This window comes from Streptomyces sp. NBC_00029 (genome assembly GCF_045160505.1).
Classification (GTDB): Bacteria; Actinomycetota; Actinomycetes; order Streptomycetales; family Streptomycetaceae; genus Streptomyces.
Genome location: NZ_CP108292.1, coordinates 3,222,824 through 3,239,884, shown reverse-complemented (window position 1 = coordinate 3,239,884; position 17,061 = coordinate 3,222,824). Strand labels below are relative to the sequence as shown.

Annotated in this window: 15 protein-coding genes and 3 tRNA genes; 9 read left to right on the top strand and 9 right to left on the bottom strand. The window is 72.5% G+C overall.

Translation table 11 applies throughout. The annotated features are described in order from the left end of the window. Positions 1-60: 60 nt before the first annotated feature. Both OG753_RS15475 and OG753_RS15470 read right to left on the bottom strand, forming a co-directional pair. Positions 61-1,386: a deoxyguanosinetriphosphate triphosphohydrolase gene (locus tag OG753_RS15475; RefSeq protein WP_405792684.1), complete on the bottom strand. Its 1,326-nt coding sequence runs from the start codon at positions 1,384-1,386 to the stop codon at positions 61-63. 45 nt (positions 1,387-1,431) lie between these two features. Beyond that, positions 1,432-2,157: a sirohydrochlorin chelatase gene (locus OG753_RS15470; RefSeq protein ID WP_405788805.1), complete on the bottom strand. Its 726-nt coding sequence runs from the start codon at positions 2,155-2,157 to the stop codon at positions 1,432-1,434. Between the two features lie 372 nt (positions 2,158-2,529). On the opposite strand from OG753_RS15470, the gene OG753_RS15465 reads away from it, so the two are divergent. From OG753_RS15465 to OG753_RS15450, 4 genes are all read left to right on the top strand, one after another. Next, positions 2,530-3,237, top strand: coding sequence for a vancomycin high temperature exclusion protein (locus tag OG753_RS15465; RefSeq protein ID WP_405788804.1), 708 nt, complete (start codon positions 2,530-2,532; stop codon positions 3,235-3,237). Between the two features lie 69 nt (positions 3,238-3,306). Further along, positions 3,307-4,077, top strand: coding sequence for a glucose 1-dehydrogenase (locus tag OG753_RS15460; RefSeq protein ID WP_405788803.1), 771 nt, complete (start codon positions 3,307-3,309; stop codon positions 4,075-4,077). A 94-nt stretch (positions 4,078-4,171) separates the two neighbouring features. After that, the gene (locus OG753_RS15455; protein WP_405788802.1) at positions 4,172-4,588 is read left to right on the top strand and encodes a hypothetical protein; all 417 of its coding nucleotides are present in this window, start codon (positions 4,172-4,174) and stop codon (positions 4,586-4,588) included. 67 nt (positions 4,589-4,655) lie between these two features. Then, on the top strand, positions 4,656-6,785 hold the full coding sequence (locus OG753_RS15450; protein WP_405788801.1) for a molybdopterin oxidoreductase family protein: 2,130 nt from the start codon (positions 4,656-4,658) through the stop codon (positions 6,783-6,785). A 3-nt stretch (positions 6,786-6,788) separates the two neighbouring features. Here the strand turns inward: OG753_RS15450 and OG753_RS15445 are convergent, their stop codons facing one another. Together OG753_RS15445 and OG753_RS15440 are read right to left on the bottom strand one after the other, a co-directional pair. Next, a complete protein-coding gene (locus tag OG753_RS15445; protein ID WP_405788800.1) occupies positions 6,789-7,754 on the bottom strand; it encodes a nucleotidyl transferase AbiEii/AbiGii toxin family protein in 966 nt (321 codons plus the stop codon). After that, complete coding sequence (locus OG753_RS15440) at positions 7,751-8,353, bottom strand: hypothetical protein (RefSeq protein WP_405788799.1); 603 nt, start codon at positions 8,351-8,353, stop codon at positions 7,751-7,753. The genes OG753_RS15445 and OG753_RS15440 overlap by 4 nt, the downstream gene beginning before the upstream one ends. Positions 8,354-8,519: 166 nt before the next feature. Between OG753_RS15440 and OG753_RS15435 the strand changes: the two genes are divergently transcribed. Then, on the top strand, positions 8,520-9,557 hold the full coding sequence (locus tag OG753_RS15435; protein ID WP_327266769.1) for an RNA polymerase sigma factor: 1,038 nt from the start codon (positions 8,520-8,522) through the stop codon (positions 9,555-9,557). A gap of 78 nt (positions 9,558-9,635) precedes the next feature. On the opposite strand, the gene OG753_RS15430 is transcribed toward OG753_RS15435, so the two are convergent. The 3 genes from OG753_RS15430 to OG753_RS15420 form a co-directional block, all read right to left on the bottom strand. After that, positions 9,636-10,151: a GNAT family N-acetyltransferase gene (locus tag OG753_RS15430; protein WP_327262367.1), complete on the bottom strand. Its 516-nt coding sequence runs from the start codon at positions 10,149-10,151 to the stop codon at positions 9,636-9,638. Positions 10,152-10,268: 117 nt separating this feature from the next. Then, a complete protein-coding gene (locus OG753_RS15425; protein ID WP_405788797.1) occupies positions 10,269-12,191 on the bottom strand; it encodes an ABC transporter ATP-binding protein in 1,923 nt (640 codons plus the stop codon). After that, on the bottom strand, positions 12,188-13,921 hold the full coding sequence (locus OG753_RS15420; RefSeq protein WP_327262365.1) for an ABC transporter ATP-binding protein: 1,734 nt from the start codon (positions 13,919-13,921) through the stop codon (positions 12,188-12,190). The genes OG753_RS15425 and OG753_RS15420 overlap by 4 nt, the downstream gene beginning before the upstream one ends. A 228-nt stretch (positions 13,922-14,149) precedes the next feature. On the opposite strand from OG753_RS15420, the gene OG753_RS15415 reads away from it, so the two are divergent. Next, positions 14,150-14,515 (top strand): hypothetical protein, encoded by a 366-nt coding sequence (locus OG753_RS15415; protein ID WP_405788796.1) that lies wholly within the window; start codon positions 14,150-14,152, stop codon positions 14,513-14,515. Between the two features lie 30 nt (positions 14,516-14,545). Here OG753_RS15415 and OG753_RS15410 read toward each other — a convergent pair whose 3' ends face one another. Next, positions 14,546-15,994 (bottom strand): FGGY family carbohydrate kinase, encoded by a 1,449-nt coding sequence (locus tag OG753_RS15410; protein WP_327262363.1) that lies wholly within the window; start codon positions 15,992-15,994, stop codon positions 14,546-14,548. 96 nt (positions 15,995-16,090) lie between these two features. Next, complete coding sequence (locus OG753_RS15405; RefSeq protein WP_327262362.1) at positions 16,091-16,396, bottom strand: YtxH domain-containing protein; 306 nt, start codon at positions 16,394-16,396, stop codon at positions 16,091-16,093. 145 nt (positions 16,397-16,541) lie between these two features. Here OG753_RS15405 and OG753_RS15400 point away from each other — a divergent pair. The 3 genes from OG753_RS15400 to OG753_RS15390 all read left to right on the top strand — a co-directional run bounded on the left by OG753_RS15400 (position 16,542) and on the right by OG753_RS15390 (position 16,956). Next, positions 16,542-16,614 (top strand) — tRNA-Asn (locus tag OG753_RS15400). Positions 16,615-16,619: 5 nt separating this feature from the next. Further along, a tRNA-Asn gene (locus tag OG753_RS15395) sits at positions 16,620-16,692 on the top strand. 190 nt (positions 16,693-16,882) lie between these two features. Further along, positions 16,883-16,956: transfer RNA gene (locus OG753_RS15390), tRNA-Ile, on the top strand. The last annotated feature ends 105 nt before the right edge of the window (positions 16,957-17,061 follow it).

Genomic DNA, 17,061 nt, shown 5'->3' with positions numbered 1-17,061 from the left:
GACCACATGCGAGCGTCCCGCACCGAGCCTGCCGCGTGAAGGGGGAGTGGCTCGATCAGCTCACCTTTCGGCGCGTCGGCCGCGCCGGGTGAGGCGTGCGTGAAGGGAACGGGCGGATGCGTCGGTGAGGCACGCGATCTGGTCGATGACCGCCCTTTTCCTGGCCCGGTCGTCGGGGGCGGCGTCGAAGATCGCCCGGAACTGCGGGTCCAGCCCCTCCGGGGCACGGGCGCTGAGTGCCTCCGCGAGTTCGGCCAGGACGATGCGCTGGTCGGCGCGGATCCGTTCCTGCTCGTCGCGCTGCATGACGTACAGGTCGGCGACCGCCTTGAGCACCGCGCACTCGTTGCGCGCATCGCGCGGGATCATCAGTTCGGCACCGTACCGGGTGAGGCGGCCGGAGCCGTACGCCTCGCGGGTGGCCCCCTCGGCGGCCAGGCAGAACCTGCCGATCAGCTGGCTCGCGGCGTCCTTCAGCCGGGCCTGGGCGACGGCCGAACCGTCGTACCCGTGGGGCCACCACTCCTGCTCCATCAGGCGGTCGAGGGCGGCCCGCAGCTCATCGGGAGCGGTGTCGGCGGGGACGTACCGGCCGATGGCGACCTGCCAGATCGCCGTGCGCTCGGGCTCGGAGAACAGGAGGTTGGGGTCGAGGTGGCCGGCGTGCAGGCCGTCCTCGAAGTCATGGACGGAGTACGCGACATCGTCGGCCCAGTCCATGACCTGGGCCTCGAAGCACTTGCGGTCCGCGGGCGCGCCGCGGCGCAGCCAGGCGAAGACGGGCAGGTCGTCCTCGTACGCTCCGAACTTCACCGAGCCGGGGTCGGTGGGGTGGTCCCCGCGCGCCCACGGGTACTTGGTGGCGGCGTCCAGGCAGGCCCGGGTGAGGTTGAGGCCGACGCTGACGGGTTCGCCGCCCGCCGGGTCGGGCACGAACCGCTTGGGCTCCAGACGGGTCAGCAGGCGCAGCGACTGGGCGTTGCCCTCGAAGCCGCCGCAGTCCTTGGCGAACTCGTTGAGCGCCTCCTCGCCGTTGTGGCCGAAGGGCGGATGGCCCATGTCGTGGGAGAGGCAGGCGGCTTCGACGAGGTCGGGGTCGCAGCCGAGCGCGGCGCCGAGCTCCCGCCCGACCTGGGCGCACTCCAGGGAGTGGGTCAGGCGGGTACGGGGGCTCGCGTCCCAGTCGTACGAACGGCTGCCGGGGGTGACGACCTGGGTCTTCCCGGCGAGGCGGCGCAGCGCGGCGGAGTGCAGCACTCGGGCGCGGTCGCGCTGGAAGGCGGTCCGGCCGGGCCGTTTGTCGGGCTCGGCGGCCCAGCGTTCGGTGTCGGCCGCGTCGTAGAGGGTGTCGAGATCGTCTGCCGGGGCGTGCGCGGTGCCTTTCATGCCTTCCATGCAGAGACGGTAACCGGAACAACTGACAAACCGGGATCAGGCGGAGACGAGTTCCGGCCGCACCCGGCCGAGGGGCAGGGCGCGGGCCTCGTCGTAGCGGTGCAGCAGCAGCCGGGCCAGGGCCGGGTGGTCGCCCAGCGGGGCGGCGGCGAGGCCGGGCGCGGCCGCTGCGGTCTGGGTGGCGAACCGGCCGGGAGCGGCGAAGTACGAGGCCACGGCGATCCGGTGGTGACCGCGGGCGGCGAGGGCCCGGACCGCCTCGGGGGCGGTCGGCGCGGCGGCGGAGGCGTAGGCGGGGGTCACCGGGACGCCGCCGAGGCGTTCGGAGAGCAGGTCGGCGGTGCGGCGGGTGTCGGCCGCGGAGTCGGGGTCGCGGGAGCCGGCGGCGGCCAGCACGACGGCCGAGCCGGGGGCCGGGGTCCAGCCGGCCTCCAGGAGCCGCTCGTACAGGGCCTCGACGAGCAGCGGATGCGGTCCCAGCGGGGCGGCGATGCGGGTGAGCAGGTGGGAGGCCCGGGCGGCGGCCTCGGGCAGGTCGCGCTTGACGTGGTACCCGCGGCCGAGGAGCAGCGGGACGAGGACGGCCGAGCCGGACAGCCCGTTCAGGGTGTCGTCGAGCAGCGGCTCGTTCAGCTCGATGTGACCGAGCCGGACGTCGAGCCGGGGGCGGAGCTCGCGGACCCGTTCGAGGAGGGCGTGGGCGGTGTGCAGGGCGCGCGGGTCACGGCTGCCGTGGGCCACGGCGACGAGGGTGGGGTGCATGGGCGGTCTCCGGGTCGGCGCAGGCCGCTGAGCTGGGTGCCCAGCTGGAGGGTGATGCGGCCGAGGAGCTCGGCCGTACTGTCGAAGGGGAGGGCGGGAAACTCGGGAGGGTGCACCGACTCCGTCATGAACCGATCCTCCGTGCCGGAGGTTGCCGGTGCGTTGCGCCGGGATGACGGGTGTTTGCCGTGTCCTCACAGGGCGGCCGGCGCGATGGTCGGAGCGGGTGCGGCGAGCGGGGCGCGTGGCAGGGGTGCGGGTCGGGGCGCGGGGCGCCGGGAGGCGGGCCGCGGAGCGGGGCCGGGTGAACCGCGCGGCCCCCGCGTGCGTCCTGACCAGCGGACCAGCAGCCGAGACACCAGGGGATGGATGATGCGCGGACCGCGCCTGCCGAGAGTCGAGTGGAGCCGGGCGGTGGCGGCGCTGCGCAGCGTACGGACCCGGCGGCTGGCGGTGCAGACCTTCATGGCGGCCTGCGTGCTGGCCCTGCTGCCGTCGGCGTGGATGCACGCGGTGGCGGCCGACCGGCTCCGGTCCACGGCCGACGCGCCTGCCGCCGAGGTGGCCGTGGTGTTCGGTGCGGGCCTGTGGCGCGGGCAGCCCACTCCCTACCTGGCCGACCGGCTCGACGCCGCCGCCGAGCTGTACCGCACCGGCAAGGTCAAGGTCGTGCTGGTCACCGGGGACAACAGCCGCAGGGAGTACGACGAGCCCGACGCGATGCGGACGTACCTCACCGCGCACGGGGTGCCGGACCGGCGGATCGTCAGCGACTACGCGGGCTTCGACACCTGGGACTCCTGCGTGCGGGCCAAGGAGATCTTCGGCGTGGAGCGGGCGGTGCTGGTCACCCAGGGCTTCCACATCCGCCGGGCCGTCGCCCTGTGCCAGGCGGCCGGGCTGGACTCGTACGGCGTCGGGGTGGCCGACGTGCACGACGCCACCTGGTACTACGGCGAGACCCGCGAGGTCTTCGCGGCGGGCAAGGCGGCGCTGGACGCGGTCTTCAAGCCCGCCCCGCACTTCCTGGGACCGAAGGAGGAGGGGGTGTCGCAGGCCCTGGCCGCTCTGGCAGACTGACGCCCCGCCGGTTATGCCGATTAGTCATATGCCGGTCAGTCGGTACGAGAGCGTCAGGGGTGCGGAACCGTGGCTGTTGCTGATCTGAGCGGCAAGGTCGTCGTCATCACCGGGGGAGCCCGCGGCCTGGGCGCCGCGGCCGCGCAGGCCGTCGTGGACGGCGGGGGCCGGGTACTGATCACCGACGTGCTGGAGGCGGAAGGCGCCGAGACGGCCGTGAAGCTCGGGGACGCGGCGCGCTTCGTACGGCACGACGTCACCAGCGAGGCGGACTGGCAGGCGGCCCTGGACCACGCGGTCGCCGAGTTCGGCCGGATCGACGGCCTGGTGAACAACGCGGGCATATCCACCGGCCAGTTCCTCGAGCACGAGAGCGTCGAGCACTTCCGCCGGGTCGTCGAGATCAACCTGGTCGGCGTGTTCATCGGCATCAAGGCCGCGATCCCGCTGCTGCGCGCGAACGGTGGCGGGTCCATCGTCAACATCTCCTCCGCCGCCGGCCTGACCGGCCTCGCGCTCACCGCCGGGTACGGGGCCTCCAAGTGGGGCGTGCGCGGCCTGTCGAAGATCGGCGCGGTGGAGCTCGCCGAGGCGAGGATCCGCGTCAACTCCGTCCACCCCGGCATGACCCTGACCCCGATGACCGCCCCGATCGGCATTCAGCCGGGCGAGGGCAACTATCCGGGCACCCCGCTGGGCCGCGTCGGCGCCCCCGAGGAGATCGCGGCCGCGATCGCCTTCCTGCTCTCCGACGCCGCCGGCTACATGACGGGCGCCGAGCTGGCGGTCGACGGCGGCTGGACCGCGGGCCTGACGGTGAAGTACCTGACCGGCCAGTGATCCCCGCCCGGTGCCCGGCGCGGGGCGGCCCGATAGTCGCGTGCCGCCGACGGGGCGCCGCGTTACGGTCCGGCCTGTGGAACAGGAAAACCCCGTGGAACAGGACGACGCAGCGCCCCTCGTACGTGACGTCCTCCCCGTTCTGGCGGCCGAACTCGTGCGGCTGCTGGAGGAGGAGGGCGAACGTGAACTCGCCATCTGCGCCCACGATCTCCGCATCGTCGCGGACTGCGGCTGCGGCGACGACTTCTGCCAGAGCTTCCGCACCGAACCCCACCCGCCGGGGACTCCCTTCGGTCCGGGCCACCGCAACGTGCCGCTCCTCCCGGACCGCGGGTACCTGATCCTCGACGTCGTCCACGGACGGATCATGTTCGTGGAGGTCCTCGACCGGCCCGAGCTGCGGCCGCCCCTCACCGCGGCCCTCACCGAGGCCCTCACCGCGCCCGTCGCGGTGCCGGTCACCGCCTCCGTCGACGCCGCCCTCACCGGCGGCGACGGGGCGCGCTGAGGCGGAGCACCCCGGGCCGTAACGCGGGGCGGCGGCCCGCGTAACACCGGCGGCGCACGCTGGGGCCATGCGCACCTCCGACTCCGCCACCGACACGCACTGCCCGTACTGCGCCCTGCAGTGCGGGATGAGGCTCCGCCCCGAACCGGGCGGCGCCTCCGTGGCAGTGGAGGAGCGGGCCGACTTTCCCGTCAACCGGGGCGCGCTGTGCGGCAAGGGCCGCACCGCGCCAGCCGTGCTCTCCTCCCGGGTGCGCCTCACCCAGCCGCTCGTCCGCACCCACGCCGGGCGGCTGGAGCCGGCCACCTGGGAGGAGGCCCTCGACGCCGTCGCCGAGGGGCTCGCCCGCACGGGCCGCTCGTACGGGCCCGACGCCGTCGGGGTCTTCGGCGGCGGCGGGCTCACCAACGAGAAGGCCTACGCGCTCGGCAAGTTCGCCCGCGTCGCCCTGCGCACCTCGCAGATCGACTACAACGGCCGTTTCTGCATGTCCTCGGCCGCCGCCGCCCACCAGCGCGCCTTCGGGCTCGACCGCGGACTGCCCTTCCCGCTGGAGGACATCCCCCGCACCGGCTGCGTGATCCTCGTCGGCTCGAACCTGGCCGAGACCATGCCGCCCGCCCTGCGCTACCTCACCGAGCTCAAGGCGAACGGCGGCACGCTGATCGTCATCGACCCGCGCCGCACCCGCACCGCCGAACAGGCCGACCTGCACCTCGCCCCGCGCCCCGGCACCGACCTCGCGCTCGCCCTCGGCCTGCTGCACCTGGTGGTCGCGGAAGGCCGCACGGACGAGGAGTTCATCGCCGCCCGCACCACCGGCTGGGAGGAGGCACGGGCCGCCGCGATGGCCCACTGGCCGGAACTGGTGGAACGCATCACCGGGGTGCCCGTCCCCAGGCTCCGCGAGGCCGTGGCCATGTTCTGCGCCCCGGAATCCGCCATGGTCCTCACCGCCCGGGGCCCCGAGCAGCAGTCCAAGGGCACCGACACCGTCGGCGCCTGGATCAACCTGTGCCTGGCCACCGGCCGCGCCGGCCGCCCGCTCTCCGGCTACGGCTGCCTCACCGGGCAGGGCAACGGCCAGGGCGGCCGCGAGCACGGCCAGAAGGCCGACCAGCTCCCCGGCTACCGCAAGCTCACCGACCCGGCGGCCCGCGCCCACGTGGCCGGGGTCTGGGGCATCGACCCCGACAGCCTCCCCGGCCCGGGGCGCAGCGCCTACGAACTCCTCGACGCCCTCGGCACGGACGTGAAGGCCCTGCTCCTGATGGGCTCGAACCCGGTGGTCTCGGCCCCCCGCGCCGCCCACATCGAGGACCGCATCCGCTCCCTGGACTTCCTCGCGGTGGCGGACGTGGTCCTCTCCGAGACGGCGGCCCTCGCGGACGTGGTCCTCCCGGTCACCCAGTGGGCGGAGGAAACCGGCACCACCACCAACCTGGAGGGCCGCGTCCTGCTCCGGCGCCGCGCCCTGACCCCGCCGGCCGGTGTCCGCAGCGACCTCGACGTCCTCCACGGACTCGCCGCCCGCCTCGGCGTCGAGAAGGGCTTCCCCACCGAGCCCGAGGAGGTCTTCGAGGAGCTGCGCCGCGCCTCGGCCGGTGGCCCGGCGGACTACTCGGGCATCACCTACGCCCGCATCGAGGCCGAGCAGGGCGTCTTCTGGCCCTGCCCCGAAGGCCCCGCCGGCCCCGAAGGGTCTCCCGGCCCCGAAGGGTCTCCCGGCCCCGAAGGTTCCCCCGGGACCGAGCGCCTCTTCCTGGACCGCTTCGCCACCGACGACGGCCGGGCCCGTTTCGTCCCCGTCTCCCACCGCGACGCCGCCGAGGTCCCGGACGCGGAGTACCCGCTGCTGCTCACCACCGGCCGGGTGGTCGCCCAGTACCAGTCCGGCGCCCAGACCCGCCGGGTGGACGAGCTCAACGCGGCCGCCCCCGGCCCCTTCGTGGAACTCCACCCGCGGCTGGCCGCCAGGATCGGCGCGGTCGACGGCAGCCCGCTCGCGGTGACCTCCCGCCGCGGCCGCGCGGTGGCCCCGGCCCGCATCACGGACACCATCCGGGCGGACACCGTCTTCATGCCGTTCCACTGGCCGGGCGAGGGCCGGGCCAACTCCCTGACCAATCCGGCGCTCGACCCGGTGTCACGGATGCCGGAGTTCAAGGTCTGCGCGGTCCGCGTCGAGCCGGCCTGAGCCTCAGCCGGCCCGCCCCGCGAAGGTCGGCGCCAGCGCGGCCAGCAGCCGCTCGGCGTAGGACTCGGCCGAGCCCGGGACCCCCGGGTAGTCCGCCCGGAAGGTGTCCCAGTCGGCCCATCTGACCTCGGAGAAGGCCTCCAGGGTCAGCGGGGTGTCCGAGGTCGCATTCCGCGGGAAGTACTCCCCGGACTCCAGGAAGACCGTGTGGACCAGCTCGTACGGAGCCGTGCAGCGCTCGGCGAGCAGGACCGCGTCGTAGAGGTCCTTTCCCTGCGGGTACATGTCACTGGCCAGCCAGATCAGCTTCCACGCCAGCGAGAGCTCCGGCGTGGCCGCCTTCAGCCGCACCCCCGCGACATCGGCCGGCTCCGGCGGCGCCGGAAGCCGCTCGTTGAAGACGAAGTCCAGCTGGACCTGGCCCCCGGGCAGCCCCGGGGCCGACCAGGGCAGGACCAGACGGCGCCCGGGGACGCGCTCGTACGTCCAGATGTCCTCGGACACCGCCGCGTCGGCCGCGATCACCAGCTCGCCCCCCTCGGCGGCGGCCCGCTCGGCCGCCTCCGCGACGGCCGCCAGCAGCTGCCCCGTACGCGGCTCCTCGATCCCCCACTCCTGCGGGACCACCACGAAGTCCAGGTCGTGCGGTTCCCGGGCCGTCGCCCCGAACCAGCCCGCCATGAGCATGCTGCCGCGCAGCACCAGCGAGTCCGCCCAGCCCGAGCGGGCCACGCCCTGCGCCACCACGTCCAGCGCGGTCCGGCGCGCGGCCCGCCAGGCGGGGCGCAGCGCCTCGTCAACGGCGGCGTCCGTGATCCGGTAGCCGTACGCGAAGTGCTTGAGCGCCGGGTCGAAGACCCGGACGTCGGGTTCGGCGCGGTCCAGGCCGGCCGTGGAGGTGCGCGGCAGTTCGCGCTGGCGCCTCCTCCAGTCCTCCCTGGCCGCGTCCTGCGCGCTCGTCCCGGTCATGCCCTCACCCCTTCGTCGATCCACCCGTCGTCCACCGACAGGTCACTGTCGTACAGCACGAACTCCCGCTCCTCCGAACGGATTTCGTACCCGGCCGAGCCCAGCGCGGCGATCAGCGCGTCGCAGGCCGCCCCCGCTCCCGCCGCCGTGCCGCGCCACCTCTGCGTCACGAAGCGTTCGTGTGCGCCCCCGGCCAGCACCCGGCGGGCGTTCCAGGACAGGTGGGCCCCGTGCGGGACGACCAGGGCCTCCAGGGCCGGGCGGTCGAAGTCCGCCGGGACGAGGAGCTTCAGGTGGTGCTCGAAGTAACCGCCGCCCGGGCCGGGGGAGTCCGTGGTCCACGGGACCGTCTCCACCTTGACCCGGACCGGGTCGAAGCCGGCCGCCCGCAGCCGCGGCACGAGGTGCTCGTGGCCCGTCCGGTCCGGAAGGGTCAGCATGGGCTGGGACACCATCCGGCCCCGGGCCAGCAGGATGTGGGTCACCTTCAACTCCCGCGCCCCGGCCCAGATATCGAGGCGTGCCAGCTCCGCCGCATCCGCGCAGCGCACCGTCACATGGGTTTCGTACTCCGACATGGAGTCGATCATCTCGGACATGCGTCCGATCCGCATCGGGGTTCCCGCCGGGGGGTAACCATCGGTCACGCACCGGACTCAGAAAGTGCTCGCACGCCCCTCGTGGACGCGATGTGTCGTACCCCACACTGAGCGCGGAGCCCCCGTCCTCGGAGCCCTGGAGGTCGCCCCCGTGCAGACCCGGACCCTGACCGTGAACGCGAGCGAGTCCTCGGAGGCCAAGGCCGTGGACGAAGAGCCCGAGGTACTGGAGCTGATCGAGCCGGTGCCCGTGCAGCGCAGGCGCAGCAGCAGCGACAGCGGAGGCGGAGCGGGTCCGTCCGCCGACCTGTTCCGGCAGTACCTCCGCGAGATAGGCAGGATCCCGCTGCTCACCGCCGCCGAGGAGGTGGACCTCGCGCGACGCGTCGAAGCCGGCCTGTTCGCCGAGGAGAAGCTCGGCTCCACCCCCGACCTCGACTCCCAGCTCGCCCTCGACCTCGACAAGCTGGTCGTCATGGGGCGGATGGCCAAGCGCCGTCTCATCGAGTCGAACCTGCGGCTGGTCGTCTCCGTCGCGAAGCGGTACGTGGGCCGCGGGCTGACCATGCTCGACCTCGTGCAGGAGGGCAACCTCGGGCTGATCCGGGCGGTCGAGAAGTTCGACTACGCCCGCGGGTACAAGTTCTCCACCTACGCCACCTGGTGGATCAGGCAGGCGATGTCCCGGGCCCTCGCCGACCAGGCACGGACGATCCGCGTGCCCGTCCACGTCGTCGAGCTGATCAACCGCGTCGTCCGCGTGCAGCGCCGCATGCTGCAGGAGCGCGGGTACGAACCCACCGCCGAAGAAGTGGCGGTCCACCTGGAGCTGACCCCCGAGCGGGTCCTGGAGGTGCTCCGCCTCGCCCAGGAGCCGGTCTCCCTGCACGCCCCGGTGGGCGAGGAGGACGATGTCGCGCTCGGCGACCTCATCGAGGACGGGGACGCCGCCTCGCCCGTGGAGTCGGCCGCGTTCTTCCTGCTGCGTGAGCACCTGGAAGCCGTCCTGTCGACCCTCGGCGAGCGCGAGCGCAAGGTCGTCCAGCTGCGGTACGGCCTCGCCGACGGGCGGCCCCGCACCCTGGAGGAGATCGGCCGGATCTTCGGCGTGACCCGCGAGCGGATCCGCCAGATCGAGTCCAAGACCCTCAACAAGCTGCGCGACCACGCCTTCGCCGACCAGCTCCGCGGCTACCTGGACTGACGGACCAACGGGAAAAGGGGGCGCCCCGCCAGGCGCCCCCGCTCCGCTGTCCGGCCCGGCCCCGTTCTGCCCCGGTGGCTACCGGTGCGCGGGCGCGTCGGCATCGGACAGGGGCCGGCTCATCCAGACGTCGTCGACATAGGCCCCGTCCAGCAGGAACTCCTCGGGCAGGACACCGACCACCGCGAAGCCGCACCGCCGGTAGAGCTGCTGCGCCGGCTCGTTGTGGCCGAGCACGCGCAGGGCCATCCGGCGGGCGCCACCGGCCCGGGCGGCGGCGCAGGCAGCCTCGACGAGGGCCTGTCCGACTCCGCTGCCGCGGGCGGATTCGAGGACGGCCAGTCCCTGGATGTGTCGGACGTGCCGGTTGGTCTCCAGGGGGCTGGCCGGGGCCTGGGCGATGTACCCGACGATCCTCCGTCCGCTCACCGCGACCAGGTAGCTCTCCACGGGATGCCGCTCGTCGAAGACGCCCGCGCCGGCCGGGCGTTCGGGGCCGGGTTCGCTCACCCGCGACCACACCGAGCGGAGCAGCTCCACTATCTCGCGTTCATCCTCCGCCCGAGCCGGGCGGATCACCACGTCCGATGCCATGCCGCCATGCTAGCCACGCCGTCGCGCCGCGGACCCCGAAGGCCGAAGGGGCACCCGCGTACGTCCCGTACACGGGTGCCCCTTCGGCCCCTTGAGCCCTACGACGACCGCGACGACCTAGTCGACCTCGGCCACCGCCTGCGCGAACTGCGCCGCGTACAGCCGCGCGTACGCGCCGTCCGACTCCAGCAGCTCCTCGTGCGTGCCCTGCTCCACGATCGAGCCGCTCTCCATCACCAGGATCACGTCCGCGTCGCGGATCGTGGAGAGCCGGTGCGCGATCACGAAGGACGTACGGCCACGGGCGAGCCGGGCCATCGCCTTCTGGATCAGCACCTCGGTACGGGTGTCCACCGAGCTCGTCGCCTCGTCGAGCACCAGGATCACCGGGTCCGACAGGAACGCCCGGGCAATGGTGATCAGCTGCTTCTCGCCCGCGCTGACCCCCGCGCCCTCGTCGTCCAGGACGGTGTCGTAGCCGTCCGGCAGGGTGCGGATGAACCGGTCCGCGTGGGCGGCCCGCGCCGCCGCCTCGATCTCGGCCCGCGTGACCTCGCGCGAAGCACCGTAGGCGATGTTCTCCGCGATGGTGCCGCCGAACAGCCAGGTGTCCTGGAGCACCATGCCTATGCCGCCGCGCAGTTCCTCGCGGGTCATCTTCGCGATGTCCACCCCGTCGAGGGCGATCTCGCCGCCCGTGACCTCGTAGAACCGCATCAGCAGATTGACCAGCGTGGTCTTGCCGGCGCCGGTGGGGCCGACGATCGCGACCGTGTGGCCCGGCTCGACCGTGAGCGAGAGGTTGTCGATCAGCGGCCTGTCCGGCTCGTAGCGGAAGGCCACCTTGTCGAAGGTGACCTGACCGCGCAGCTCCTCGGGACGCTCCGGAACCTCGGCGTCCGACTCCTGCTCCGGCGCGTCCAGCAGCTCGTAGACCCGCTCCGCCGAGGCGACACCGGACTGCACGAGGTTCGCCATCGAGGCGACCTGAGTCAGCGGCATCGAGAACTGCCGCGAGTACTGGATGAAGGCCTGCACGTCACCGATCGACAGGGTGCCGGAGGCGACCCGGAGCCCGCCGACGACGGCTATCAGCACGTAGTTGATGTTCGAGATGAAGAACATCACCGGCTGCATGATGCCGCTGACCAGCTGCGCCTTGAACGAGGCCCGGTACAGCGCCTCGTTCTGCTCGGCGAAGACGGCCGCGGACTCCTTCTGCCGGCCGAAGACCTTGACCAGGTTGTGCCCCGAGTACATCTCCTCGATGTGGGCATTGAGCGCGCCGGTCGTCTTCCACTGCGCCACGAACTGCGGCTGCGACTTCTTGCCGATCTTCGCCGCGACGTAGATCGACAGCGGTACGGTCGCCAGCGCGACCAGCGCCAGCAGTGGCGAGATCCAGAACATCATCACGAGCACGCCGACGATGGTCAGCAGCGAGTTCAGCAGCTGCCCCATCGTCTGCTGGAGCGTCTGCCCGATGTTGTCGATGTCGTTCGTGGCCCGGCTCAGCACCTCGCCGCGCTTCTGCTGGTCGAAGTACGACAGCGGCAGCCGCGACAGCTTCGCCTGGAGCTCCTCGCGCATCCGGTAGACGGTGCCGTTCATGACGTGGTTCGACAGCCGCGTGGCGACCAGCATCAGCAGGCCGGCCAGGGTGAAGACCACCAGCGCCCAGATCGCCACGACGCCGACGGCGCCGAAGTCGATGCCCTGGCCCGGGGTGAAGTCGGTACCGGCGAGCATGTCCGCCATGCCGTCCTGGCCCTTGGCCCGCAGCCCGTCCAGCGCCTGCTGCTTGGTGGTCCCGGCCGGCATCTCCCGGCCGACGATCCCCGCGAACACCAGGTCGGTGGCCTCGCCGAGGATCTTGGGGCCCACCACCGCGCAGCCGACGCTGCCGACGACGGCCGCGACCATGCCCCAGATCTTGGCCCGGTCATGGGCGAGCTGACGCAGCAGCCGCTTGCTCGAACCCTTGAAGTCCATGGACCGCTGGGCCGGCCCCATCATCATCCGTCCTCCGGGCCCGCTCATGCGGCCTCCGCCTCCGTCAGCTGGGAGAGCACGATCTCCCGGTAGGTCTCGTTGCCGGCCATCAGCTCGTGGTGGCGACCCTCGCCCACGACCTGACCCTCGTCCAGGACGATGATCCGGTCGGCGTCGCGGATCGTGGAGACCCGCTGGGCCACGATGACCACGGTCGCGTCCTCGGTCTCGCGGGAGAGCGCCGCGCGCAGCGCCGCGTCCGTCGCGTAGTCCAGGGCCGAGAAGGAGTCGTCGAAGAGGTAGATCTCCGGGCGCTGCACGAGCGTGCGGGCGATGGCCAGACGCTGGCGCTGGCCGCCGGAGACATTGGTCCCGCCCTGGGTGACGGGGGCGTCGAGGCCACCCTCCAGCGCGGAGACGAACTCCTTGGCCTGGGCCACCTCCAGCGCCTGCCAGAGCTCTTCGTCGCTCGCCTCCGGGCGCCCGTAGCGCAGGTTGGAGGCGATCGTTCCGGAGAACAGGTACGGCTTCTGCGGCACCATGCCCACCGTTCTGGCCAGCAGCTCCGGGTCCAGGGCGCGGACGTCCTCCCCGTCGACGAGGACCTCGCCGCCGGTCGCGTCGAACAGTCGCGGGACCAGGCCCAGCAGCGTGGACTTGCCGCTTCCGGTGGAGCCGATCACGGCCGTGGTCTCGCCGGGGCGGGCCACCAGGTCCACCCCGCGCAGCACCGGCGCCTCGGCGCCCGGGTAGCGGAAGTCGGCGCCGCGCAGCTCCAGGCGCCCGCGGCGGGCGAGTTCGAGCACCGGGTCCTTGGGCGGGACCACGCTGGACTCGGTGTCCAGGACCTCCTGGATGCGCTCGCCGCAGACCTCGGCGCGCGGCACCATCATGAACATGAAGGTGGCCATCATCACGGCCATCACGATCTGCATCAGGTAGGCGAGGAAGGCCGTCAGCTGGCCGATCTCCATGCCGCCGCTGTCGACGCGCATCGCGCCGAACCAGATCACGGCGACGCTGGAGATGTTCACGACCACGATGACCGTGGGGAACATGTACGCCAGCAGTTTGCCGGCGGCCAGCGAGATGCCGGTCAGGTCGGCGTTGGCCTCGCGGAAGCGGTCCTTCTCGTAGTCGTCGCGGACGAAGGCGCGGATCACCCGGTTGCCGGTGATCTGCTCGCGCAGGACCCGGTTCACGGTGTCCAGGCGCGTCTGCATCTGGCGGAACAGCGGCCGCGTCCTGAACACGATGGCGCCGACCGAGATCCCGAGCACGGGGACCACGGCCAGCAGGACGCCCGACAGCTTCACGTCGAGCGAGAGCGCCATGGCGATGCCGCCGACGCACATGATCGGGGCCGAGACCATCAGGGTGAAGGTCATCAGCACCAGCATCTGGACCTGCTGGACGTCGTTCGTCGTACGGGTGATCAGCGACGGGGCGCCGAACTGGCCGAGCTCCCGCGCCGAGAAGCTCTGCACGCGGTCGAAGATCGCGGCGCGCAGGTCCCGGCCGAAGGCCGCGGCCGTGCGGGCGCCGTAGTAGACGGCTCCGACGTTGCAGATCAGCTGGATGAGGGACACACCGAGCATCAGCGCGCCGAAGCGCAGGATGTAGCCGGTGTCACCGTTGACGACACCGTTGTCAATGATGTCGGCGTTGAGGGTGGGCAGGTAGAGGCTCGCGCTGGTCTGCAGCAGCTGCAGCAGGACCAGCACGGCGATCGGTTTCCGGTACGTCCCCAGATGGGTCCGCAGAAGTCGTATGAGCACGCGCAGGCTCCGGTCGGCATGATCGAGGGGTTCAACCCATCTTCGGCCAACCGGCCCACCGATCCCCACCGGATTTCGCAAAGGCCGGTCAAAAGGAAGAGACCGACGGCCCCGGACCCAGGTCGCCGGCCGGCGGGGCCGGGAGGGGCCGGGAGGCGGAGACTGGAGGGAGGACGGGGGCCAGGGGGAAACTCCGGACCGCCGGAGCAGATCAACCGTGGAGGAGTCATGACGGCCACGACACGGGAGCAGACACCCGTCGCCTTCGACGCCGACGGAGTCGAACTGCGCACGCACGAGATCGGCGGGGGCTTCACCGTCGCGTTCGTGCGGTTCGACCAGGGTGTGGACATGAGCCCGGCGTTCAAGGGGCTGCCGGACGACCTGTGCACGTGCCCGCACTGGGGCTACGTGCTCAAGGGCAGGATCAAGCTGCACACGAGGGACGGGGACGCGCTCTACTCGGCCGGCGAAGCCTTCTACTGGGCCCCGGGCCACGCCCCCGAGGCCGCCGAGGACGCCGAGTTCATCGACTTCTCGCCGACCGCGGAGTTCGACGCGGTGGTCAAGCACGTGGCGGCCCAGCTGGCCTGAACCGCCACCCGAACAGAGCCGGGACGGGTCCTAGAACGCCCCGGGGTGGATCTGCTCCCGCGTCGCGATGTACTGCTGGCGCACCCCCTGCCACGCCGGGAACTCGTCGCCCGGCTCGAAGACCTGGGCCGCGGGGCCCGGCCACACGGGCGGGGTGTGCGGGGACAGGGTGCCCTGCGCCACGCCGAGCGCCCAGGCCGCCTGGCGTGCCGCGCCCAGCGCCGCGTAGTCGGCCGGGGCCGGTACGACGACCTGCGTACCGAACAGCCCCGGCGCGGCCGCCTGCACGGCGGGCAGCTCCGCCGCCGCGCCCAGCAGGAACACCCGGCGGATCTCGACCCCGCGCGAGCGCAGCACGTCCAGCGCGTCCACCAGCCCGCACAGCATGCCCTCGAAGGCGGCCCGGGCCAGGTGCTCCGGCTTCATCGAGTCCCGGCGCAGCCCGGACAGGGTCCCGGCCGCGTGCGGCAGGTTCGGGGTCCGCTCACCCTCCAGGTACGGCAGGAGCACGAGGCCGTGCGCGCCCGGCGTCGACTTCAGCGCGAGCTCGGACAGCCCCTCCAGGTCGGTGCCGAGCAGCTCGGCGGTGCCGCGCAGGGCCCGTACGGCATTGGAGGTGTTCACCACGGGCAGGTGCATGCCGGTGGCGTCGGCCAGCGAGGTGACCAGCCCGCCCGGCTCCGACACGGCCTCGTGGTGCACCGCCATCACCGAACCGGACGCACCGAGCGAGACCACCGCGTCGCCGGGACCCAGTCCCAGCCCCAGTGCGGCGGCCATGGTCTCGCCGGTGCCGGCGGATATCAGCAGCCCCTCGGGCGTGGTCCCGGCGGCGTCGGCCGGGCCGAGGACCTCGGGCAGCAGCGCGCGGTGCCCGAGCGCGAGCTCGACGAGGTCGGGGCGCCAGGTGCCGGTGGCCGCCGACCAGTACCCGGTACCGGAGGCGCCGCCGCGGTCGGTGGTGCGCCGGGCCGGCCGGCCCAGCAGCTGCCAGACCAGCCAGTCGTGCGGGGACATGAGCACAGCGATCCGGCGGGCGGCCTCGGGGTCGGTGCGGGCCAGCCAGGCCAGCTTCGTGACCGGCTGCGCGGCGTGCGGGACCGAGCCCACCGCCTCGACCCAGGGGTGCCGGCCGCCGTAGGCGTCGATGAGGTCGGCGGCGGCGACCTGGCCGCGCTTGTCGTTGCCGACGAGGGCGGCCCGTACCAGCCCGCCCTGCGGGTCCAGCGGCAGCAGGCCGTGCTGCTGGGCCGAGACCCCTATGGCCTGGACACCTTCGAGGAGCCCGCCGCCGGCGGCCTCGCCGAGCGAGAGCAGCCAGGCCTGCGGGTCGGTCTCGTGGGGGCTGGCGCCGTCGGGTTCGCTCGTGGGCTGTGGATGGGGTGCGTACCCCTGGCGCAGCACGGCGCCGGTCTCTGTGTCACAGACGACGATGCGTGTGAAGGCGGAAGAGCTGTCCAGCCCGGCGACTATCCCCATGCAGTGAATTCTGCCGCACGCGGGGCCGGACTCGACCGCTCCGTAGCCCCCGGAACCTCATGGATCCCGGGGGCCCCGGTGCGCGGACCTGTGCGGCTAGGTGTTGCTGGTGCCCCAGTCGTCGTCGGCGCCGCCGCCGCCGACCCGGTCGCGCAGTCCGCGCACCCGCCCGGCGAGCGAGTCCGGGACGGCGTCGCCGACCTTCTGGCTCACCGCGGTGAAGGCCTTCCCGGCGAACTCGCGCCCGGTCTGGCCCGCCGTCTCGGCGGCGTTGCGCACCGCGGGGTTCTGCGCGATCTGCCGCGCGGACTTCCGCAGCTGCTCGTAGCGCTCGCGTCCGGCCCGGGTTCCGAGCACGTACCCGAGGGCCAGTCCGACCACGAACGTGACCTTGTAACGCATGCCTGCCACCCTTCGTCGTGTGGTGCCCGGCCTGCTGGCGATACCGATTGGCGGAGCACCCCCCTGCTTGCGCTAATCTATGACTCGCAACGGGCACTCGCCCCCCGGCAAGGCCGGAGGTGGGCTGTTCGATGCACCGCAGCAATCCCCTGTAGCTCAATTGGCAGAGCAGCCGACTGTTAATCGGCAGGTTACTGGTTCGAGTCCAGTCGGGGGAGCGCGGTCCCCTGTAGCTCAATTGGCAGAGCATTCGGCTGTTAACCGGAGGGTTGCTGGTTCGAGTCCAGCCGGGGGAGCAAGGAAGAAGAAGAGGACCCCGAGGGGTCCTCTTTTTCTCTTTGTCGCCCCGTCCGGGAACCGGACAGCCCTCAGCGCGGTCTCTCTGAACAGGCGAAGCCGATCATGCGAGGCATCCGAGGCAGGAGATCGTATGAGCGGCTATGCTGCGGCAGACGGCGCGCACACGTGTACGCGCCACGCCGTGAAGGGGCGGTAGCTCAGCCGGTTAGAGCAGCGGACTCATAATCCGTCGGCCGTGGGTTCGAGTCCCACCCGCCCCACTGCGAGCCGCAGGTGCAGAAACGATCGCACCTGCGGCTTCGGCGTTTCCGGGGTTCCCCCGTGCCGTCCGCGGACCGTGCGGCCGTACCCGCCCGCAGCCGCCG